General features: G+C 40.4%; 16 protein-coding genes. 7 read left to right on the top strand and 9 right to left on the bottom strand.

The features are described 5' to 3' along the window. The first annotated feature begins 102 nt into the window (after positions 1-102). Positions 103-1,326 (top strand): alkaline phosphatase family protein, encoded by a 1,224-nt coding sequence (locus tag ACQ2HE_RS18670; protein ID WP_430900657.1) that lies wholly within the window; start codon positions 103-105, stop codon positions 1,324-1,326. Between the two features lie 18 nt (positions 1,327-1,344). Here ACQ2HE_RS18670 and ACQ2HE_RS18665 read toward each other — a convergent pair whose 3' ends face one another. The 5 genes from ACQ2HE_RS18665 to ACQ2HE_RS18645 all read right to left on the bottom strand — a co-directional run bounded on the left by ACQ2HE_RS18665 (position 1,345) and on the right by ACQ2HE_RS18645 (position 7,747). Beyond that, positions 1,345-1,587 (bottom strand): acyl carrier protein, encoded by a 243-nt coding sequence (locus ACQ2HE_RS18665; RefSeq protein ID WP_430900654.1) that lies wholly within the window; start codon positions 1,585-1,587, stop codon positions 1,345-1,347. Positions 1,588-1,597: 10 nt separating this feature from the next. Next, entirely contained in the window at positions 1,598-4,657 is a 3,060-nt protein-coding gene (locus ACQ2HE_RS18660; protein WP_430900652.1) for an efflux RND transporter permease subunit, read from the bottom strand. 19 nt (positions 4,658-4,676) lie between these two features. Further along, positions 4,677-5,720 (bottom strand): efflux RND transporter periplasmic adaptor subunit, encoded by a 1,044-nt coding sequence (locus tag ACQ2HE_RS18655; RefSeq protein ID WP_430900650.1) that lies wholly within the window; start codon positions 5,718-5,720, stop codon positions 4,677-4,679. Between the two features lie 4 nt (positions 5,721-5,724). Then, on the bottom strand, positions 5,725-7,062 hold the full coding sequence (locus tag ACQ2HE_RS18650) for a TolC family protein (RefSeq protein WP_430900648.1): 1,338 nt from the start codon (positions 7,060-7,062) through the stop codon (positions 5,725-5,727). Between the two features lie 64 nt (positions 7,063-7,126). Beyond that, a complete protein-coding gene (locus tag ACQ2HE_RS18645; protein ID WP_430900646.1) occupies positions 7,127-7,747 on the bottom strand; it encodes a TetR/AcrR family transcriptional regulator in 621 nt (206 codons plus the stop codon). A gap of 138 nt (positions 7,748-7,885) precedes the next feature. Here ACQ2HE_RS18645 and ACQ2HE_RS18640 point away from each other — a divergent pair, with 138 nt between their 5' ends. From ACQ2HE_RS18640 to ACQ2HE_RS18620, 5 genes are read left to right on the top strand one after another with little or no spacing between them, the layout of a single operon-like run. Continuing rightward, positions 7,886-9,361: a cryptochrome/photolyase family protein gene (locus ACQ2HE_RS18640; protein WP_430900644.1), complete on the top strand. Its 1,476-nt coding sequence runs from the start codon at positions 7,886-7,888 to the stop codon at positions 9,359-9,361. 10 nt (positions 9,362-9,371) lie between these two features. Then, a complete protein-coding gene (locus ACQ2HE_RS18635; RefSeq protein WP_430900642.1) occupies positions 9,372-9,653 on the top strand; it encodes a TIGR03643 family protein in 282 nt (93 codons plus the stop codon). Continuing rightward, positions 9,650-10,762: an FAD-binding domain-containing protein gene (locus ACQ2HE_RS18630; protein ID WP_430900640.1), complete on the top strand. Its 1,113-nt coding sequence runs from the start codon at positions 9,650-9,652 to the stop codon at positions 10,760-10,762. The genes ACQ2HE_RS18635 and ACQ2HE_RS18630 overlap by 4 nt, the downstream gene beginning before the upstream one ends. A gap of 3 nt (positions 10,763-10,765) precedes the next feature. Then, positions 10,766-11,488 (top strand): SGNH/GDSL hydrolase family protein, encoded by a 723-nt coding sequence (locus tag ACQ2HE_RS18625; RefSeq protein ID WP_430900638.1) that lies wholly within the window; start codon positions 10,766-10,768, stop codon positions 11,486-11,488. 38 nt (positions 11,489-11,526) lie between these two features. Continuing rightward, positions 11,527-12,366 carry a type 1 glutamine amidotransferase gene (locus tag ACQ2HE_RS18620; protein ID WP_430900636.1) on the top strand — a complete coding sequence of 280 codons (840 nt, stop codon included), beginning with the start codon at positions 11,527-11,529 and terminating at the stop codon, positions 12,364-12,366. Positions 12,367-12,379: 13 nt separating this feature from the next. Here the strand turns inward: ACQ2HE_RS18620 and ACQ2HE_RS18615 are convergent, their stop codons facing one another. After that, positions 12,380-14,026 carry an amidase gene (locus tag ACQ2HE_RS18615; RefSeq protein WP_430900634.1) on the bottom strand — a complete coding sequence of 549 codons (1,647 nt, stop codon included), beginning with the start codon at positions 14,024-14,026 and terminating at the stop codon, positions 12,380-12,382. Between the two features lie 101 nt (positions 14,027-14,127). Then, positions 14,128-17,979 carry a S8 family serine peptidase gene (locus ACQ2HE_RS18610; protein ID WP_430900632.1) on the bottom strand — a complete coding sequence of 1,284 codons (3,852 nt, stop codon included), beginning with the start codon at positions 17,977-17,979 and terminating at the stop codon, positions 14,128-14,130. Between the two features lie 317 nt (positions 17,980-18,296). Here ACQ2HE_RS18610 and ACQ2HE_RS18605 point away from each other — a divergent pair, with 317 nt between their 5' ends. Next, entirely contained in the window at positions 18,297-19,319 is a 1,023-nt protein-coding gene (locus tag ACQ2HE_RS18605) for a proline iminopeptidase-family hydrolase (protein WP_430900630.1), read from the top strand. A 100-nt stretch (positions 19,320-19,419) separates the two neighbouring features. Here ACQ2HE_RS18605 and pyk read toward each other — a convergent pair whose 3' ends face one another. Both pyk and pfkA read right to left on the bottom strand, forming a co-directional pair. Continuing rightward, positions 19,420-20,913: a pyruvate kinase gene (pyk, locus tag ACQ2HE_RS18600; RefSeq protein ID WP_430900628.1), complete on the bottom strand. Its 1,494-nt coding sequence runs from the start codon at positions 20,911-20,913 to the stop codon at positions 19,420-19,422. Positions 20,914-20,934: 21 nt separating this feature from the next. Next, positions 20,935-21,918, bottom strand: coding sequence for a 6-phosphofructokinase (gene pfkA / locus ACQ2HE_RS18595; RefSeq protein WP_430900626.1), 984 nt, complete (start codon positions 21,916-21,918; stop codon positions 20,935-20,937). Between the last annotated feature and the right edge of the window lie 169 nt (positions 21,919-22,087).

Below are 22,087 nucleotides of genomic sequence, written 5' to 3'. Positions count from 1 at the left end.
TTCACTTGTATGGCTTGGGTTCTGGTCTCTTTTCTTTAAGAATTTCATCAAAAAATAATACCGGAGCCTACGGAGGGCCATGAAACAGTTGTACTTTAGGGCATGAAAAAGTTCCTAATTTACGTTTGCCTTGCCTTTGCAACTTATTCTGGGTCTGCTCAAAAATGTGTATTTGTGATCGCAGATGGCATTCCTGCTGATATGATTGAAAAGGCTCAATTGTCTGCTGTTCAGAAGATCTCAAAAACCGGCTCTTTTGTTCGAGCTCATGTTGGTGGCGACGCCGGAACTTATTCAGAAACCCCTACAATTTCAGCAGTTGGATACAATAGTCTTTTAACAGGGACTTGGGTAAATAAACACAACGTGTGGGATAATGATATCAAAGATCCCAATTATCATTATCCTACCGTTTTTCGCTTGTTTAAAGAACAGTATCCTCAAAAGAAAACGGCTATTTTCAGTACCTGGCTCGATAACCGTACTAAATTAGTGGGCGATGAGTTGCCCGCTACAGGGAACTTGAAAGTTGATATAAAATTTGATGGACTTGAACTCGATACACTTCATTTCCCTCACGATAAACAAGCGTCTTATATTCATAAAATAGATGATACCGTAGTTCAAACGGCTGCGAACAGTATTCGTAATGAGGCCGCCGACTTGAATTGGGTGTATTTAGAATATACAGATGATATGGGTCATCGACACGGCGATAGCAAAGAAATGGACCAGGCACTTCAATACCTAAATATCCAGTTGGAAAAATTGGTCGCAGCTATTGCGTTTCGTGAAAAGAATTACAAAGAAGATTGGTTGTTAATTGTAACAACGGATCATGGAAGATCGGAAGAGAATGGTCGTAATCATGGCGGACAAAGCCCCAGACAAAGGAATACTTGGATTCTAAGTAACAAGAAGCTTAACTCCTATGCCAAACGTATGAATCCCGGAATAGTAGATATCATGCCAACAATTGCCCATCATCTAAACATTAAAATGAAGGAACAAGTTTCGAGAGAAGTGGACGGGGTTTCCTTGATTAAACCTATCAGCGTATCGAATGCGAAGGCAGTATATTTTCAAAAGAAACTCGATCTTACTTGGAATTTTTATGGTGAATCCGATTCCGTAAAGATTTTTATCTCAACCACAGATCATTATAAAAAGGGTGGAGAAGATACTTATATCTATTTAGGAACGGTTGCGGGAGAGTACAGAAGAACGACTTTGGATCTATCTCTTTATCCATCTGAATTTTATAAAGTGATTGTTGTGGGAAAATACAATACTACCAATACTCAAGTATTCTTGAACAAAAAATAGTACTGTATTTTCAACCCACTACGGGCGGTTTTTCAACTTTACAAATTCGTGCGTAAGTGCACGAACCGTTTGAAGTTGAGGGATACGATTGTCGGAAATATTCACTTCGTACCTTCTCTCCAATCTGTTGATAAGTAGCGTGCGTTCCCAATCTGTCAATCCCAAATCTTCTTCCAAACGCATTTCTCCTTTTAAACGTTCCGATTTCACTTTCAATGTTCTTCCAATTGAATGCAGCAATTGTGAATAAGCGACTTTCATATTCTTCTATTTAAGCTTTACCAGAATCTCCTTCAATTCTGGGGGGAATTAATTTATACATTACCGGTGTTACAATTCTTGATAGAATAGTGGAAGAAATCAATCCTCCAATTAATACAATGGCCAGCGGCGAAACCAACGGGTTGCTATTCAATGCTATTGGGGTAAGTCCTCCAATAGCAGTTAAACTCGTTAAAACGATCGGTAAAAAGCGCAATTCTCCTGCCTCTTTAATTGCCTCATCTAAGCCCTTGCCCTGTTCTCTGAGCTGGTTGGTAAAATCAACCAAAAGAATCGAATTCTTTACTTCAATACCTGCCAGGCCAATGAAACCAATAATGGCAACGAATGACATCGGATTACCGGTAAGCCACAACATCGTAACACCACCTATAATACCCAGTGGGATAACCGACAATACAATAAGCGTACTCTTAAAGGTTTTAAACTCAAGAATCAACACCATGATGAATAAGAACACTGTGGCAATAACTACGGTGCCAAATCCGCTTCCAAACGCCTCTTTTTCTCCTTCTGCTTCTCCTGCAATTTCGTAATTGTAACCTGCAGGTAGACTCAAATTGCTTGCCTGATTAACAAACGCTTTGTTAATTGTTTGTGCCAGCACCCCTTTCTCGGTAAAGGCAGTAACGATTACATACCTCTTTTTGTTCAAGTGCTTGATAACGGGCGACGATTTTTCAAACTCAATACTGGCCAATTGATCCAAAGGAATGGCTACTCCACGGAAATTGTTGACATACACATTTTGCAATGACTCCAAGGTTGCTACTTTTCCCTTTGGGGTATTTACGAGAATCGAAACTTCATCCCCTTTATCATTGGTGTACGTTGCTACTTCTAATCCCGCAATTGCCAAACGTATGGTTTTGTCTATATCAGCCGTTTGTACGCCCAAGGTTCTTGCCTTCTCAATATGTATTCGGATCTTTAAGTCCGATTTCAGCACCTCCACTTCATTGTTTACGTAAATGGTACCGGGTATAGATTTTAAGATAGATTCTACTCCCGATGCCAAACGCCTCAAACTATCTAAGTTTTCACCGCTTACGCGAATGGCTACCGGAGCTTCTACCGGCGGGCCTTGCTCAAAATCTTTTACTTCTATCTTGGCCCCTGCCATCGTTGCAAAACTGTCTCTGAATTGTTCGATCAACTGCTTTTTGACTGTAGGCGATACCCCTTGGTTTAATTGAACAAATAACTGAGCATAGTCTGATTTTTCATTTACAGGAATTTCATTGTAATAAATTCTCGGATTACCCTTGCCCACATTGGTGGTTACATAGCTCACATTATCATTGGATAAGAGCACTTTCTCCACCTTTTTTGAGAAGTCGTTGGTGGCCTCCAAATTACTTTGAAGGGGCATGTTAATATTTACTAAAAATTGCGCTTTTTCCGAAGTTGGGAATAATTTAAACCCAATTGCTCCAAATAATCCAAGCGAACCCACAAACAAAAGCAATGCAACGATCACCGTTTTGATGGGGTGGTGTAAGCTGATGTCGAGTAGTCGTGTATAGCTTCCACTGATTAATTTCTTTAACGCTCTTAGGAAAATATTCCCCTCCGGATTTTCATGGTTTTTCAAAATTCTGCTGGATAAAAACGGGATGATGGTAAGCGATACCAACATAGAAGCTATGATGGTTGAAATAACCGCCATTGGTAAACTTCGAATGAATTCTCCGGAACCTTCAGGTAAGAAAACCAAGGGTAAGAAAGCGATCACTAGGGTAGCGGTACAACCTATAACTGCCAAACCAATTTGTTTGGTTGCCTCTATGGTGGCGTATCTTCTGGTATGACCATCTCGAAGCCAACGCTCAATGTTTTCAACCACCACTATACTATCGTCAACCAATAAACCCAATGCCACCACCAAACCAACAATACTTAATTGGTTTAGAGAGTATCCCATAAAATTTATGGATACAATACCCAGTCCTAAGCTTAAAGGGATCGATACCATCACAATTATCGCAGCTCTCCAACCTAATGGTATCAGCGTTATGAGTACCAAACCGATCGCAATCATGAAATCAAATCCCAGACCTTTCAAACGCATGCTAACATTGGTCGCTTGATCGAAATTGGTTTCAAGGACGATGTTAGCCGGAAGTGTTTTTTTGAAAGTTTCAATTACCGGTAGGTAATTGTCTTGTGTTTTGCTGATGTTCTCACCCGATTTTTGTGCAGCCGTCACCAAAACAGCTCTATGACCATTTAAACGAATAAGGTGTTTTTGCTCTGCTGGCAATTGTTTTAGAGTGGCTACATCTTTTAAGTAAACAATGGAACCATTCCCTTGATGCACAATGGTATTTTCAATTTCATCGATTGAGGTGTAGGGCCCACTGGTTTTAACATTGAAGCTCTGAGAGCCCATTCGAATACTACCGCCCGGTATATTAGCTGCCTCACTTTGAATGGCCCCTAATACTTCATTTACAGAGATCCCCAAATTCGCCAGTTTGTTTAGTTGAAGCTCAACTCGAACCTCAGGGTCATTGACACCATGATAGTTTACTTTTTTCAGTGCCGATACTTTTTCCAACGCTTCTTGAAGCTCCTTGGCCTTATCGCGTAACAAATCTTCCGATGCATTCTCACTCACCAATGCCATCTGAAGTACATTCACGTCGGTTGGCGTTACCTTCCGAACTTCAATACTGCGAATGGCTTCTGGTAAGGTTGGACGCAACGCATTGACTTCTCTCACCAGCTCCTGATACTTGCTCTCAACGTCCGACTCATATTTGTACTCTACAATAATGGATGCCACTCCATCATTGATGGTTGTAGTAATTTTTTTCAGTTGCTCCAATTCGCTTACCCGTTTTTCAATAGGTTTTACAACCAATTCCTCCATGTCTTTAGGACTGGTTCCGGGGTAAACAACAATAATTGGAAATTGAGGTGGATTGATTTCCGGATCCTCAGCTCTTGGCATATTGAACATTGTAGTTACGCTCACTACAACCACCATCAGGAATACAACTAAGGTGAACTGATAGTTTTTTACAAAAAAGGAGGTCAGTTTCATATTCTATGGTTGATGATAGTTATTGAGTTACTGTGATCTTACTATTGTCGGTCAAATAGGGGCTTCCGGAAACGATGAGGTATTTGTAACCTGCCAATCCCTCACTTACTTGCGCAAAATTGTCTTTGATCGATTCTAACTTTATGGTAACACGCTGCGCTGTTTTCATATCATTCGTTACAAATACGCTGGCTTCCATTCCATTGGCTTCCAATAGCGCACTATAAGGAATCTGATAGCTTGAATTTTTCGCGGTTACTTGGATACTCGCTTTTGCAAACATTCCAATGGCTGGTTGTATTTTCTGAATGTTTACTAGGATTTCAATTGGAAATGTTCCACTAACCGGATCGGCAAACGGTGCTTTCTTACTTACTACGCCTTCTAAGGTTAGGGTGGGGGTGGCATCCAAATTAATTGTAGCCTTATCACCTATTTTTAGAGCAGCCCAGTGTCGGTCAGAAACCCCCGCTTTTAATATCCAGCGATTGCCCGCTCCGGTTTCGGTTAGAAGTAAAACCGGTGAGCCGGGCGCTATGATTTCACCCTCACTGCCTAGTTTTTTTGCAACAATCCCATCGGCCGGAGCATATATTGATGCATATTGTTTATTGAAGTTTGCATTCGCGAATTGCTGTTTCGAAACTTCCAAAGCCGTTTTTGCATTTTGAAAATGTTCTAGAGTTGCCACACTGTCGTGGTATAAATGTTCAGCGCGCTGGAAATCGCGCTCTGCTTTTTCAAGACCCAACTTAGCCTGCTGAACTTGTGTATTTATTTCAGTCAATTGTAGAGTGGCCAATAAACTCCCTTTTTTTACAAAATCACCTTCCTTCACTTTTACACTCTCAATGATGCCTCCGATCTTGAAACCTAGTTCCGACTGATTTTCTGTGCTCAATAAGCCGGATAGCTGAATGGTATTGGAACTACTCCCGGCATTGAGTTCCATGAGCTTAACCGGTACATTATCGGTAGGTATGTTTTTTTTCTTTTGTTCGGCTGAACTGTGACAACTAGCTAGTAAGATGATACTAGTCAACGTGGTTATAATTTGTTTCATAATGCTATGGTTGAATTGACTGGCGATTGTAGTTTGATAATTGAATATAGAATAGGTATTTGTCGTTGTTTGTTTGAAGCTGTGAAAGTGTCCACTGGTTTCTCGCATCGAGAAGTTCAATAAAACTATTGACTCCTTCCTTGAACCCTTTTTCAATCAAACGATAGTATTGTGCAGCTGTATGCTCGCGTGATAGGTCTGTTTGAAATTGACGATAACTCGTTTTTAATTGCTGGCTTGTTTGAAACAATTCCAAATTCAACTGCTGGTTTACTTCTGCTTGGCGAAGCTCAATCTTCTTCAAGTCTGTTTTTGCAGTTTCAATTTGAACTTTATTTCGATTGCCGGAATAGATAGGAATGTTCAATTGGAAACCACCCAAATAAAAGAAGCTGCTGCTTTTTACTTTGAAGTCAAATCCTTGAGAACCTAGATCCAGAAAGGCATTCAATTGAGGGCGATAATACCGCTCTCTCATTTTAAGCACCGATTCTTGAATTTTTTTCGTGGTGGTTAATTGCGTTAGTTCTTCTCGATTACCTAAGTTCAAAGTATTTGAAATTACTGATTCCGGTAATTGCGGTGCAACCATATCTTCTTTTATTACCGACTCCGACAAACTTCTGTTTAAAAGAAAATTCAAATAAGCTGCCGCAGTTTCGGATCTATTTTTTGCGGAATAGATATCTTTCTCAATAGAAAGCAATTCCGTTTCACTTCTAGTTAAGTAAGCAGGTAATGATTTCCCTTCCTTTAATAATGCTTGTTGGACCCTTACTTGCTGCTGTACCACTAGTTTCGCTGACTCATAGATTGCTACTGCATTCAATGCTTGTAGGTATTGATAATAGGCTGTTTTAACTTCTTTAATCAGTTCTCTTTTGTACGACTCTACAGTCAATTCTTGAATGGCTGCTAAATCCTTTTTAACTGATTCGTTTGTACGAATGCTATTATTTAGAATGGGCATCGTCGTTTTGATCCTTGTGTCGTAGAAGTTATTGGGAAAGAATCCTTCTTTGGCATTGCTCACCGTTGGAAAAGCATTGCTGGACGTAAGCTGATTAAGTGTTTTGTAAACAGGATTCAATAGATCGCCAATTGGGATTTCAATGGCCCTCCCCCCCTGTGCCAAGGTGTATTGACCTTCAAACCAAGTGGTTGGGAGAAAGTACGAATGGGCTTCCTTTAGAGCAAGCAAACTGCTCTTCCAATCCGCTTGTTTCTGTTGAAGACTGAGATTGGTTTTTAACGCTTGTTCAATATAGCCTTCAAGAGCTGATTGCCCCCGACTTGAACTTAACAGTAGCGTTAGCAAGATCACAGATAAAAAACGTTTCATGTTACAATTAGTATGATCGGTGAATATATAATAAACAGTGTTCAGTATTGGTTCAAAAAAAAGCCTAGGCTTTTTTTAGCATTGAAATATAATACTCCATCCCATTTTTAATGAGGTCTTCCGGTTGATAGTTTTCGTATGCTTGACATCTACCTCGGCAATATAAAGCACACATGCCATGCAATGAAGACCATATCATAAACGAAAGGTATTCAACATCCAACCCCTTGAAATACCCCACCTCTTGACACTCTCTCAACACTGTTTTCAAGTAGTTCAATGTAGAGTCTCCCATTTTCCATTTCTCATGTTGTTCTTCCTGACATTCATGATCCATCGGCGCTTCCATAATAAACATTAAGTCGTAAAAGTCTTTGTTGGTAAGCGCAAATTCCATGTAAACCCTTCCCATTGCAATTAACCGGTTCATGGGGTCAGGTACATGTTGTAAAGGTTGCATCTTTTCCAACATAATCCTAAACCCTTCTTCATGAAGTGCGTGAAACAGCTCATCTTTGTCCTTAAAATAGAGATAGATTGTACCCGGGCTATATTCAATTCGCTCTGCAATGGTTCGAATGCTGGTTGCTTCATACCCTTTTTCCAAAAAAATAGACTTTGCTGCCTCCAATATCAATTGGCGCATTTCCTCTTTTTCTCTTTGTTTACGGGTGGCAATTGTCATGGTGCAAAATAAATGAACAGTGTTCAGAATAACAAAATTTATTTTCAATTTTCTAGGCTCTGCTGCCTATGATTATCTCAAAACTCTTCATTTTCATCGAATTATACAACCAAATTTAATAGGAGTTGTTATAGAGGTATGGCTGAAATTTCGCTTGTATTTCCGCATCAACTCTATGGTAAGAACCCCTCTCTTCACCCCGGCAGGCCGGTTTGGATGGTAGAAGAACATCTATTTTTCCAACTCTATAAGTTTCACAAACACAAGATTATTTTTCATAGAGCTTCTATGAAATCGTATGAAGCTCAATTAACGAAAAGCAAACTTGACGTCAATTATATCAATGCTTCGGAGCCTCAGTCCGATGTTCGGAACTTAGGTTCTTACTTGAAGAAGCAAGGAGTTCAAATCATACATACATGTTTGGTTCATGATTACTGGTTGCAACGTCGTTTAACTGCTTCTTGTGAAAAGCATGGGATTCAAATTAAATGGTACGACTGCCCCGGGTTTTTATGCAAGGAGAGTGAACTTCCGCAATTGGCCGGAAAACGTAGACCTTACTTTCAGACCGATTTCTACATTCAACAAAGAAAACGACTTCAATTATTGTTGGAAGAAAATGGGAAGCCGGTAGGTGGAAAATGGAGTTTTGATGCAGAAAATAGATTGAAATTTCCCAAAAATCAACAACCTCCCAATGTAGCACTTCCCAAGTCAAATGAGTTTTTAGAAGAAGCCATAAACTACACAAACAAGTTTTTCAAAAACAATCCGGGTAATGATGCCCCTCCTTACTTGTTTTCAATCAACAGAAAAGATGCATTGAAATGGCTCGATGATTTTATACAGCATCGATTTGAATCGTTCGGAGAATATGAAGATGCGATCGTGCAAAAGGAAACAATTCTTCATCACTCGGTTTTGACACCTATGTTAAATGTAGGCATCATCACCCCTCAAGAAGTGCTGGATACTATTTATGCAAAAGCGGCTGAAAAAAAGATTCCGCTGAACTCACTTGAAGGGTTTACCAGACAAATCATCGGGTGGCGCGAATTCATTCGAATGATTTACACCCTTGAAGGACGCAAACAACGAACGACCAATTATTGGAAATTTAATCGAAAAATACCCGCTTCTTTTTACAACGGTACAACAGGTATTGTGCCTATTGACACTACAATCAAAAAGATTTTAGAAACGGGATATTGCCATCATATTGAGCGATTAATGGTACTGGGGAATTTTATGTTGTTATGCGAATTTGATCCCAATGAAGTATACAAATGGTTTATGGAACTTTTTATTGATGCGTACGATTGGGTGATGGTACCGAATGTATATGGGATGACCCAGTTTGCAGATGGTGGTTTGATGACTACCAAACCCTATATCAGTGGCAGCAATTATCTCATGAAAATGAGTGATTATCCGAAAGGGAAGTGGCAGGAAACTTGGGATGGTTTGTTCTGGAGGTTCATGCACAAGCAACGCAGTTTTTTCTTGTCGAATCCCAGGCTTGGAATGTTAGTGAAAACCTTCGATAAAATGTCAGAGGAGAAGAAAGCTTTGCATCTCAATAATGCAGAGGACTTTTTGAAATCATTATAATAAGCGGAGTATGCAGCACAACTTAAGTCCGGAACAGATCGATAGAATCATAGAAATGGCTTGGGAGGATAGAACTCCTTTTGAAGCCATAGAATTTCAGTTTGGTTTAATAGAGAAAGAAGTAATTGAACTCATGCGTACCGAAATGAAAGCAAGCAGCTTTCAAATGTGGCGCAAACGAATGAAAGGGCGAAAAACAAAACACGGATCCATACGAAGTAATTCTGTAGATCGATTTAAATGTACCAGACAAAGAACCATCAGTTTGAATAAAATAAGCAAGAGAAAATGATTCCCGTGTTTGAAACCAATTTCGCAAAAATAGTAGAACGTATAGAGGCCATTGATCCCATCAAATATGGCAAAACAAGAAATTTCATCAATGGAGATGTTACCTATTTATCTCCCTATATATCGCGAGGAGTGATTTCAGTGAATGACGTAAAAAACAACATTCTAAAGCGAGGCTACAAACCCTATCAAGTAGAGAAGTTCATCCAAGAGCTCGCATGGCGTGAATATTTTCAAAGGGTTTGGCAAGCGAAAGGTGATTTCTTGTTTAGTGACCTGAAGAATGCGCAGGACGGCGTTTCACATTATCAAATGCCTTCAGCTATTGTGGAAGCCCAAACCGGAATTCAGACTATTGATCATTCCATCAATGAGCTTTATCGCACAGGGTACATGCACAATCATTTTAGAATGTACCTCGCGTCCATTGCTACCAATATTGGAAAAGCACATTGGAGCGCACCTGCTACTTGGATGTATTATCATTTGTTAGATGGTGACCTGGCAAGTAATACCTGTAGCTGGCAATGGGTATGCGGGGCGTTTTCAAGTAAAAAGTATTATTGCAATCAAGAGAATATTAACAAGTACACCGGTTCAACTCAAGTCAATAGTTTTCTTAGTAAGTCGTACGATGAACTGCCTGAACTTGCTGTACCGGAGGCATTGAAAGCGGCCGCCCCTAATGATTTAACAACACCACTTCCAATCGACGCTTCTTCAATCAAGCTTGATTCTGCACTTCCAATCTTGGTGTACAATCATTACAATTTGGATCCGAACTGGAGAATAAACGAAGACGCAAATCGGATACTACTTTTAGAGCCAAGTCATTTTAAAATGTTTCCTGTCAGTGAATTGGTAGTCCGGTTTATCATAAACTTATCCAAGAATATTCCCAATTGTCAAGTATTTGTGGGCGATTGGTCGGAGTTCAAAAGGCATCTTTTCAATTCCGGTGCATCTCTTCGTGAGCTGTTTTTCAAAGAGCATCCCATTACAGAACACTGGGAAGGAAACAAAGATTCAAGAGATTGGATGTTCCCAATGGTAACCGGATATTTCCCCTCTTTCTTTTCGTATTGGAAAAAATCCGAACGCTATCTCTGATGAATGTACAAATGGCTGGGATGGAAAAATGAATTATCGTATCTTCATGAAAAGACCATCATGAAAAAAATACTGATCCTATCTGTCCTTTGCTCCATCTTAGTATCTATGAAGCCTGTTGCTAAAAAACACATTGTATTTTTCGGTGATTCAATCACACAAGCCGGTGTAGGTCCGAAAGGCTATATCACCGTACTTGGGGATATATTGAAGGAAAAGAATCTTCAAGAACAGTACCAGTTAACGGGTGCAGGCATCGGCGGAAACAAAGTATATGATTTATACTTAAGAATGGAGGACGATGTATTGGCCAAAGATCCTCAAGTAGTGGTGATCTGGGTAGGAGTGAACGATGTGTGGCATAAAAGAAGTTATGGAACGGGTACAGATGCCGATAAGTTCGAAAAGTTTTACAATGCGATCATCAAGAAATTCAAATCAAAGAATATAGAAGTGCTTTTGTGTACACCCGCAGCTATTGGAGAAAAAACGGATTTCTCAAATGAACTGGATGGCGACCTTAATAAATATGCTCAAATCATTCGCAATATCGCTACTAATAACAATTGCCCGTTAATCGATCTCCGTAAAGAATTCTTGGCTTACAACCTTGCGAACAATCCAAAGAATTTGGACAGAGGTATTTTAACAACCGATGGCGTTCACTTAAACGACGCCGGAAACAAGCTGGTGGCCGAAGCCATGATGAAGGCCTTGATCCGCTAAAATCCCCTGTTTCACGCTTTTTTGTTATTTTTGCCCTTATGCTCCAAAAAGAAAAGAAACTGGTTAAAGTAGCCATCCTCGACTTGTACGAAGGTGCTGAGAATCAAGGCATGCGCTGTATTCGCGCCTTGTTGAAGGAGTTTGGCGAAAAATACGACCTGAATTTAATTGTAGAAGAATTTGATGTTAGAAGAGAGAACAAAGTTCCTAGTCTTAGTCATGACATTTATATTTCCAGCGGTGGCCCCGGCTCTCCAATCGATAGCGAAGGAAGTGAATGGGAAAAAGCTTATTTTGAATGGCTCGATAAAATTGAAACGTTCAACAATCGCCCAGGACATGTACTGAAGAAGCACGTTCTTTTTATCTGTCATAGCTTTCAATTGGCTTGTCGCTATTTCGACGTTGCTGATGTAGTAAAAAGAAAGTCCACCGCCTTTGGAGTTTTCCCGGTTCACAAACTCCAAGATGGAAAGCACGAATCGTTATTCGACGGATTACTCGATCCTTTCTATGCTGTTGATAGCCGCGATTATCAAGTGATTCGCCCACGTTATCAGAAACTCCGTGAAATGGGTGCTTCCATTTTATGTATTGAAAAAGATAGACCCCACGTGCCTCTAGAACGTGCTATTATGGCTATTCGCTTCAATGATTATATGGTAGGTACACAATTTCACCCCGAAGCAGACGCAGAAGGTATGACCATGTATTTGATGCGTGCCGATAAAAAACAAACCGTGATTGAAAACCACGGTTTTGATAAATGGAAAAGTATGTTGGAGCATCTCAATGATCCAGATAAAATTCTTTGGACCTATTCTCATCTCATTCCAAACTTCTTAAAGCAAGCTTTGGATCAAGAAGGAAAAGGATAATAAATTGCCGGAGTTATTGTAAAAATAGCTCCGGTCTTTTTTTGTGGAAAGCTGTTCTCGATTGAAATGCTTTTGCCAAAGCAAGAATATGCTCCTCGTGATACAATTGACCAATAAATGTGATACTAGTAGGCAGCCCATTGGTAGCATTGAAACCCACTGGCAAACAAACCACAGGCAGTCCTGTTAAATTGGTCATAGCAAGTTGACTTCCTCCATAAGTAGGGGTAATGATCACATCATACGATTTCATAAATGCATTCAATTCTTGTATTAAAGTGCTGCGGTGGCGATTAGCGTTGATGTATTCTACCGCCGGAACAAAGCGACCTGCTCTAAAACTGTTTGGCCAGAAGTTTTTGTCCTGCCTTCTAATCAAATCATCTTGGTTGCTTCTGGTTAGCTCGTCGAACGCAGCAGCGGATTCAGCATTCAGAATAGGGTCTACCATATTGAACCGATAGATCGAACTATCAGGAAAAATCACCTCCTGTAATTGATAACCCATCGCCTTTAATGAGTCCAATACAGCCCATTGAGGCGCATTTTTGGGTAGGTTCTTGAAATAATTCATCGCAATTCCTATGCGCAGTTTTTTGGGATCTGCTTGCCCGGTATAATTGAATGCATGTTCAATGGCTGAAGGGTCTTTGCCATCGGTTCCTTTGATGTAATAATAAACGATGGCAGCATCTTCAGCACTTCTGCAGATGGGGCCAACTTTATCCAAGCTCCAACTCAATACCATCGCACCGGAACGACTTACGGTTCCAAAGCTGGGTCGCAATCCGGTAGCGCCACAAGTATGGGAGGGGGATACAATAGAACCCAAAGTTTCAGTTCCAATTGCAAATGGCAGCAAACCTGCAACAACGGAGGAGGCACTTCCGGCCGATGAACCGCTAGAACCTGTTTTGAGATTCCAAGGATTACGCGTTCTTCCTCCAAACCATAAGTCTGCAAATGCAAGTTCTCCTAAAGTGAGTTTGGCACATAACACGGCTCCCGCTTTTGTCAACTGCTCATAAACGAATGCATTTTCATCTATGTATTGATCTTTGTAGGGAACACTTCCCCAGGTTGTTTTATAGCCTTTTACAGCAAAAAGGTCTTTCAAACCATAAGGAATGCCATGCAATGGACCTCTGTATTTTCCGGCCTTAATTTCTGCATCTGCTTGTTTTGCTTGGGCCATTGCTATAGAGTCAGTGCGTGTAATTACGCATTCCAACGTATCACCCCATTTTTTAAGCCGGCCGAGAAAGAACTCCGTCAATTCTACAGATGTAATTTTCCTCGATTTTATCAAGGATGCCAATTCTGCAACCGAATAATAAGCGAGTGCTTCTTTGTTCTTTGGCACACTTACCCCGGTTGGTAAATTCCAATTGATTTTTTGTTGATTCTTTGGAACGCTGTATCCGATTGGGGCCGGATTGAAAGCGAAGGGGTAGACGAGTGAGTTTGGAATGGGAACTGCTCGCATTCGTTGATAATTTGATTGACTGTTTTTGAGCTTGTCTACCATCGAATCTTTTTCCGCTTTTGTAAATTCAAGCCCAATGATCCGCTGTGCGGCGGAAACGACAGTTGTATCAATTTGTTGACTGAAACCAATTGAGGTAAACAGTACACATACCCAAAAAAGCAACACTCTCATAAGTAGTTTTTTTAAATGAACAGTTGATAAGAGAATCTGTTCACTAAAATAAAAAACCGCTTCAAGAATTGAAGCGGTTTTATGTAGAAGGTAAGATTTACTTATTTTCTTTTGATTACGCGTTCTGTTACCACCTTGTTGTCATAGATCAATTTAACTTGGTAGGCACCACTGGCGTATTTACTCAAGTCTACTTGAATATAGCTAGCTGCATTACCATTGAATTGTCGAGCAACAATTACTTGACCGGCAGAGTTCATAACCTGGATGCCTTTCAAGTTCGTTGGAGGAATAACATGTCGAATCGCGAATGAACCTTCAAATGGATTCGGCGCAATCATATAACCTTTTGCTTTTAACAAAGCAGGCAATGTAACTGTACTGATATTCACGTTATCGAGCAACGTATTGTTTCCTTTATTTGAAGTGTTTCTGAAAATGAATTGGAATTTACCATTCGATGTCACATATCGAGTTACATCAATAAACTCTTTTCTCCACAATAGCGGCGAACTAGGTACAAAGCCAACGGTGTCGGAAGCTGCAAAAGTTAATGGGAAATTCGGATCCACAGTAGTAAGGTCTTCACCAAATTTCTTGTAGATCGAACGGAAGGTTGCTCCGCAATCAGTAGTCAACAATACTTCTAAGGTATCTAAAGGAACACCGGTACTTCCAGGGAAGCGTGCCGTAGCATGCGATACATCAAAGCTCAAGTAAACGCTGTCGGGGCTTCCAATTTGAACCAAAGGAGAATACAGATCATCCTTCTTATTACCACTATTGAAGCGGTAGTTTCTGATCCATGCTGCAGCAGATTTATCAGATGATCCGCGGTTTGTTCGTTCCCATGTATAAGCGCTACCGCTTGATTGAACATACCAGTTAGCAGGAGGGAAGGTTCCTTGTTCAAAACTTTCCTTCACAGGATCCGGTTGCGGATCAAAAACTGTGAGTGCCAATTTCGCAGTATCATTACTTGGTACTTGATCATTCAGTCCATTTGGATCTTTTGTATACACAGTCAATTGATAAGCACCACCTGCAGCCAGTGTTGTTGCCTTTAATGTTACAGTTGCAGAACTACCAATTGGTAAGCTTCCATTAAAAGTAACAGAATCGAGCACGTTTGCAGCAGCAGAAACAAAACGATACATCACTTTAACGGTCTTTAAAGTGTCTTTACCCAAATTGGTAATTTGTACTCTCGGAGTTAAAGAACGAACGCAGAGTTTTCCAGCTGGGTCAATAATTTGACTCACTCTTGCATCCCTTCTTCCATTTTCAACAGTATAGATATTGATATTATCCAAATACAGGTTATTACCGAATTTATTTACTGCTCGGAAGGCAACTAAGAAACTAGGAGCATTGCCTACTACAGACTTCACGTCAAATCTTAAATTAGCCCATTGTGCTGCAGTTGGCGTGAATGCTGAAGTGGTAGTTCCGGTAGTTGATGCTAAACCTACACCACCCGCTTTCCAAATACTTGTAAAAGTTGTACCGCAATCTGTAGAGATCATTACATCCAAACTATCAGCAAATGTAGCACTGGTGCTATACGGTCTGTAAGCTCTATCGAATGAAAGAATGATACTATCAGCATTGGTTGCAGTTACGGCCGGTGACAATAACCAGTCGTTATGATTTGAATTACTATAATCATAGAATCGAATTCTTGCAGATGCCGCTCCTCCATTGTTAGCAGCGGTAGTGCGCTCCCAAGTAATGGAACCAGTGTTTGGATTGATGAGTTGCCAACCGGTTGGTGCAAAGGTGGTAGACTCAAATCCTTCTACAACCGGTCCGGGAATACTTCCGAAACAAACTGTTGCGCTTAAAGCAACTGAAGAATACAATGTACCATTAGCGCTCCAAATTCTGTAGTAGTTCGTACCATTAATAGGAGTGGTGTGAACAAAGTTCGCGGCAGTACCTCTGTAAATCACTGTACCTCCACCGGTAATTGCGTTTCCGGCAACAAGATTACCGCTTGGAGTTCCAAACGTATTCGAGTTATTGGTAGCTACAATTACTTCACTCGCTGTATTACAGAAGCGCGTCCAACTTAAATTGATATTCGAACCCACTGCAGCCCCTGCAAAATTTCTTACAGAGAATGGAGTTTTAATAGTTTTTACAATACCGGCTGAGTAATTATTCGTTGCGTTTACACTCCAAATTTTATAAGTGATGGTTGCAGAATCCACAGGAATAGGATGATTGAAAGTGGTAGCGCTACCTTTGTATATTACAGTACCCCCACCTGAAATGGCATCGCCTACATTATAAGCACCGGAAGGAATACCAAAATTACCGGTAGTGCTGTAAGCTATCATTACATCGTTTCCTGCACCGTTCTTCGTCCAAGCATTCACTACATTTGGACAAGTAAGTGTTAAGCTATAATTCGTAGCAGGGTCAACTAAAGGACCTGTAGCAATTTGATCAGCTAATTGAGCTGCTTTGAAAGCATTTACTCTACCCGTTCCTAACTTTCCTGCCATAGTGGGAGCGTTATCGGGATAGTGATTATCTGCAGTTGTAAGTAAAATAGAACGAACATCGTTTGCAGATAGGCGGCCCGGCGCTCTTGATACGATCAAAGAAGCTACTCCAGATACGTGCGGGCAAGCCATTGAAGTGCCTTGTAAAAATTCATAACCACCGTTGATTGATTGAGCAGTTGTGCTCAATACTCCTTTTGGATCGTTCGCAAAACTTTGTTCACCACCCGGTGCTGAAATATCAACCCATGTACCATAGTTGGAGTAATAAGAACGAACGTCTCTATTATTAGTAGCTGCTACAGACAATACCGGGTCATAAACGGCAGGATACCACAATAATTCGCTGTTGGAGTTTCCGGCAGCGAATATTACGATACCACCTTTCATTGCTGTTCCACCACCATTGGCGATAAAATAATCAATTCCATCTAAAACGGATTGTTGGTAAACGCCGGCTTGCGTATAACCCCAACTGTTTTGAGCAATCATGGCACCTCTGTCGGCCGACCAAATAAACGGCGCGCCAAAGTCGGCGGCAGTAGAGGTAGGTCCAAATACTTCAAGTGACATTAACTTCACCCCACTGTTAGCGGCACCATTACCGCCGGCAACACCACTAACACCAATATTGTTATTATTAACCGCTGCTACCGTTCCCGCCACATGTGAACCGTGTTCGTCTGCATCAATGGTTGTACTGTTATTTACGAAATTGTATCCATTGGTAGGCCACATATTACCTGCTAAATCAGGGTGAGTAACGTCTATACCTCCATCAATGATACCAATGATAATATTTGGATTACCTGTTACTATATCCCAAGCTCCAGGTAACTTAATGTCTTTACCAGCAGTACCACCTTGTTGTCCGGTATTGTTGTAATGCCATTGCTCATTGTAGCGAGGATCGTTCGGAGTCAACAACACCTTCTCTCCTTTGAATACCTTATTGGTAGTTTTAGGAAAATCTTTTACTGCTTTGTAACGGGTGATGCTATAAACCGGTTCTGATATCTCAATTAAATTGCTCAATTTCGCATATTCTTTTACGATACGCTTGATGTCAACTGATTGATCAAATTCAAGTGTATACCACAAATGAAAACCCCACTCTTTGTGACGAGCATCAAATTGTTTATCGTTTAATACTGTTGAAAATAATTGCTTCGATTCTGTTACCTTGAATTGAATATTAAGTGCATCAATTGAAGGAATGTTGAAACGGATAAAGCCATCCGATCCTTTTGAAGGCGCTGCCTTTAACAACGATTCAACCGAACCTTTGAACTTAATTGAAATGCGTCCTTTTTCCATGGCGGATGCAGGAACAGCATCTAAATTAATCGTCGGTCTTGGCCCTTTGATAAGCTTGGCTGGTTCTTGGCCAAAACCAACTACTACCATCATTAAAAGGAGAAGGGACAGTAAAATTTTTCTCATAACAGTTTTTTGTTTGTTTTAGTCACACGTTGAAAATCACTGGTTCCGAACGAGTACCTATGTTCGTTCAATTGTAGGATATTAAATTTCAACCACACAAGTTGGATTCTTGAAATAATAGGTTGATGTGGTGTTGCAGAAAACTAGCGGAGGAGATATTACTTTAAGCACATTCCAATGCACACAGCAAGGAATGCGGCAGAAGATTCCACAGTTAGTTTCACTAAAAATACTAAATTTTGAACAAAAACGGATCGAGCCCGTTCAAATATCTTTAATTTCAACGCTATTTACCCAACTACCATAAATACTAAACTATGAGATTCGTTTATCTGGCAATTAGCCTGCTGATTATGAGTTGTTTATCTTGTGGCGAACCATCAACAAATTCTGTGAAATCGAGTTCAAGTTCAGACACTACCGTGCAAACCGGTGGCATTAAAATGATTCCAATCAATACCCCGGTTGGTAAGTTTAATGTTTGGACGAAAAAATTCGGAAACAATCCAACAATTAAAGTGCTACTCCTACATGGCGGACCCGCAGGCACCCATGAATTTTTTGAATGTTTCGAAAGTTTCTTCCCTAATCAAGGGTTTGAATTTTATGAATACGATCAATTGGGGAGTTATTACTCAGATCAACCCAAAGACAGTTCGCTTTGGACCATTCCCCGCTTTGTAGAAGAAGTTGAACAAGTGCGTCAAGCGCTTAATATAGATAGTTCTAACTTTTACCTCCTTGGACACTCCTGGGGCGGAATTTTAGCGCTGGAATACGCGTTAAAATACCAGCAACATATGAAAGGGCTGATTATTTCCAATATGATGAGCAGTTGCCCCGATTATGGCGCCTATGCAGTGAATGTACTGGCCAAACAAATGGATACAGCTGTATTAAAAGAGATTCGTGATCTCGAGGCCAAGGGTGATTTCGCCAATCCTCGTTACTTTGAACTATTGATGCCCAATTTTTACAAACAACATGTTTGCCGATTGGCGGAATGGCCCGAGCCCATCAATAGAGCATTCAAGCATTTGAACAGCGAAATATATACGCTCATGCAAGGGCCCTCTGAATTTGGAATCGCCGGTCGCCTTGCCGCTTGGGATCGAAAAGCAGACCTTCCCAAAATTACCATCCCAACACTCACCATTGGCGGCCAATTCGATACCATGGATCCGGAGCACATGAAATGGATGAGTACACAAGTGAAAAACGGCGCTTATTTATACTGCCCAAAAGGCAGCCACTGCAGTATGTGGGATGATCAACAAACCTATTTCAAAGGGTTGATTCAATTTATCAAAAATGTAGACCAAGGAGCTCCACTAAAATAGTGTTTTCAAACTTGTATAAAAGAGAAAGGGTTTGTTTTGATAACAAACCCTTTCTCTTTTATAATTTTTAATTCTTAACTCTTAATTCTTAATTCTGTTCTTATCCTACTTTCGTAATTTTTATCACGTTGGTTGGTAAGTGATCAGAAACCGGTGTGCTACCTGTATTAACTACGATATCTCCCGATTGAATAAATCCTCTTTCTTTCAAAATGTCGATTTGATCTTCAATGATGGCATCCAAGCTCTCCTCTTCATCATAGAAAAACGCACGTACACCCCAACTTAAGCTTAATTGGTTTACCAATGAACGTTCTTTGGTGAAGATGTAAAGTGGACAACGAGGGCGGTAGCTACTCAACATAAACCCTGTATAACCGCTTTGCGTCATTCCAATTAAGGCATTCGCTTTTGTATCATAAGACAGTTTACAAGCATTGTAGCAAATAGCATCGCTTACAAAAGAAGGAGAGTGTGGTTGAGGCATCAAGTCTTCTTCGCGATCGTATCTGTATTCTGTTCTTTCTACTTCCAAAATGATTTTACGCATGGTTTCAACCACTAATGCCGGATGATTACCGGTTGCAGTTTCACCACTTAACATCACCGCATCCGCACCTTCCAAAACCGCATTCGCAACGTCGGTAATTTCACTTCTGTTAGGCTTTACACGGTCAATCATGCTCTCCATCATTTGAGTAGCCACAATTACAGGCTTCGCACGATGGATACATTTGCGGATAATATCGCGTTGTGCCATCGGTACTTTTTCTACCGGTAATTCAACTCCCAAATCACCACGAGCAACCATCACACCATCAGATTCAACTACAATGTTTCTCAAGTCAACCAAAGCTGAAGGCATTTCAATTTTTGCAATCACCTTGCTCTTGCAATTGGCTTCTTTGATTCTTCTTTTCAAGTCAATAATATCTTCCGCCTTTCTAACGAAGGAAAGAGCGATCCAATCTACTTGCTGACCAATGATAAAGTCTAGATCAGTCAAATCTTTTTCTGTAAGGGCCGGAAGCGAAATTTTTGTATCAGGAAGGTTAACACCTTTTTTAGGAGTCAATGCACCACCATAGGTGACTTTTACTTTTACATCGCCGTTTTCCTTGATGTCCACTACCACTACTTCTAACTTTCCATCATCGATCAAAATCTTGTTTCCAATTTCTACATCGTGATGTAGGTTAGGGTAGGAGACATAAATTTTCTCTTTGTTGCCCACTACTTTTTCAGTAGAAGTGAACGTGAGAATCTCTCCGGGTTCGATGATGATTTTGCCATTTTCAATTTCGCCTACACGTAATTTGGGTCCCTGTAAATCGGCAAGGATGGCAATGTTGTAAGGTTCTGTTTTGTTTATTTTGCGAATTAATTCAATGATCTTCGCTTTGTCTTCGTGTGTACCGTGCGAGAAATTCAAACGGAAAATATTTACACCGGCTTTAACCAGTTCCAATAGTTTCTCATATGTGTCGCAAGCAGGTCCAACAGTGGCTACAATCTTTGTTCTGTGGGTACTGTGTTCGATACCTGCAGCTTTGTTCATGTCATGATGCAAGTACTTATTCAGGTCTTTTGCCATAGTGGTATTCGTTTAAGTGTATTAGGAAGCCAGGATCTTTACAATTTTGATCCAATCGTCGCTAATTTTTTGTTTTGCTTTTACTGCTTTTTCAAGTGGTGTGTAATGCATTTTGTTATTTACAATACCAACCATCATGTTGTGTTTACCTTCAATCAAGCATTCAACGGCATGGTATCCCATTCTGCTGGCAATCAATCGATCCAAGCAAGAAGGAGAACCTCCTCTTTGAATATGTCCCAAAATACACACACGGGTATCTGCTTGTGGAATTCGCTCTTTTACTACTTTGGCAACTTCATCAGCGCCGCCAAATCCATCTCCTTCAGCTACTACTACAAGATTTACTAATTTCTTTCTTTTTTCTTTTTCAAGAAGGGAACCAATGAGTTCATCAATATCGGTTTTTCGTTCCGGTATCAAAATGTTCTCAGCTCCAGTGGCAATGCCACTGTGGAGTGCAATATAACCTGCATCACGTCCCATTACTTCAATAATGAAAAGGCGATCATGTGCATCTGCTGTATCTCTGATTTTATCGATGGCTTCAACTGCTGTGTTTACTGCAGTGTCGAAACCAATGGTAAAGTCGGTGCCTGCAATGTCTTTATCAATCGTACCGGGCAAACCGATACAAGGAATATCGTATTCTCTACTAAACTTATCTGCTCCTCTAAAAGACCCATCTCCACCAATGATCACCAACCCGTCAATCCCGTGCTTCTTTAAATTAGCATAGGCAATTTTACGTCCTTCGGGTTCATAGAATTCTTTACAGCGAGCTGTTTTTAAAATGGTTCCACCGCGTTGAATAATATTCGCCACGCTTCTTGAATGCATAGGAATGATATCGTCGTCTAACATCCCACTGTATCCACGCATTATGCCGAATACTTCCAATCCATGATATATACCGGTACGAACGGCTGCTCGAATGGCGGCATTCATACCCGGTGCATCACCTCCTGAAGTAAGAATACCAATTTTAGTTACTTTGTTAGCCATGAATAAAAATCGTTCAATTGGTTACCAAATCTGGCTTGAATCGTTTAAAAAATTATAAACTTCTTTAAAAGTGCCTCAAAATTAAGGTATTGTTTTGACTTTTTTTCTAATCGAAACCGCTTAAGTCAAATACTTAAAATTAATTAATATATAAACGAACAGTTGTTCA

Origin of the sequence: Endoryza foliicola, from assembly GCF_050589245.1 — a bacterium.
In the GTDB taxonomy this organism is placed as follows: domain Bacteria; phylum Bacteroidota; class Bacteroidia; order Chitinophagales; family Chitinophagaceae; genus Endoryza; species Endoryza foliicola.
Note: the sequence above shows the minus strand (reverse complement) of the source record. Positions and strands in the feature narration are given on the sequence as shown.

Excerpts from the sequence above, each read along its gene's own strand:
- ACQ2HE_RS18670 (WP_430900657.1), top strand. The coding sequence starts at position 103 with ATGAAAAAGTTCCTAATTTACGTTTGCCTTGCCTTTGCAACTTATTCT.
- ACQ2HE_RS18665 (WP_430900654.1), bottom strand. The coding sequence starts at position 1,587 with ATGAAAGTCGCTTATTCACAATTGCTGCATTCAATTGGAAGAACATTG.
- ACQ2HE_RS18660 (WP_430900652.1), bottom strand. The coding sequence starts at position 4,657 with ATGAAACTGACCTCCTTTTTTGTAAAAAACTATCAGTTCACCTTAGTT.
- ACQ2HE_RS18655 (WP_430900650.1), bottom strand. The coding sequence starts at position 5,720 with ATGAAACAAATTATAACCACGTTGACTAGTATCATCTTACTAGCTAGT.
- ACQ2HE_RS18650 (WP_430900648.1), bottom strand. The coding sequence starts at position 7,062 with ATGAAACGTTTTTTATCTGTGATCTTGCTAACGCTACTGTTAAGTTCA.
- ACQ2HE_RS18645 (WP_430900646.1), bottom strand. The coding sequence starts at position 7,747 with ATGACAATTGCCACCCGTAAACAAAGAGAAAAAGAGGAAATGCGCCAA.
- ACQ2HE_RS18640 (WP_430900644.1), top strand. The coding sequence starts at position 7,886 with ATGGCTGAAATTTCGCTTGTATTTCCGCATCAACTCTATGGTAAGAAC.
- ACQ2HE_RS18635 (WP_430900642.1), top strand. The coding sequence starts at position 9,372 with ATGCAGCACAACTTAAGTCCGGAACAGATCGATAGAATCATAGAAATG.
- ACQ2HE_RS18630 (WP_430900640.1), top strand. The coding sequence starts at position 9,650 with ATGATTCCCGTGTTTGAAACCAATTTCGCAAAAATAGTAGAACGTATA.
- ACQ2HE_RS18625 (WP_430900638.1), top strand. The coding sequence starts at position 10,766 with ATGTACAAATGGCTGGGATGGAAAAATGAATTATCGTATCTTCATGAA.
- ACQ2HE_RS18620 (WP_430900636.1), top strand. The coding sequence starts at position 11,527 with ATGCTCCAAAAAGAAAAGAAACTGGTTAAAGTAGCCATCCTCGACTTG.
- ACQ2HE_RS18615 (WP_430900634.1), bottom strand. The coding sequence starts at position 14,026 with ATGAGAGTGTTGCTTTTTTGGGTATGTGTACTGTTTACCTCAATTGGT.
- ACQ2HE_RS18610 (WP_430900632.1), bottom strand. The coding sequence starts at position 17,979 with ATGAGAAAAATTTTACTGTCCCTTCTCCTTTTAATGATGGTAGTAGTT.
- ACQ2HE_RS18605 (WP_430900630.1), top strand. The coding sequence starts at position 18,297 with ATGAGATTCGTTTATCTGGCAATTAGCCTGCTGATTATGAGTTGTTTA.
- pyk (WP_430900628.1), bottom strand. The coding sequence starts at position 20,913 with ATGGCAAAAGACCTGAATAAGTACTTGCATCATGACATGAACAAAGCT.
- pfkA (WP_430900626.1), bottom strand. The coding sequence starts at position 21,918 with ATGGCTAACAAAGTAACTAAAATTGGTATTCTTACTTCAGGAGGTGAT.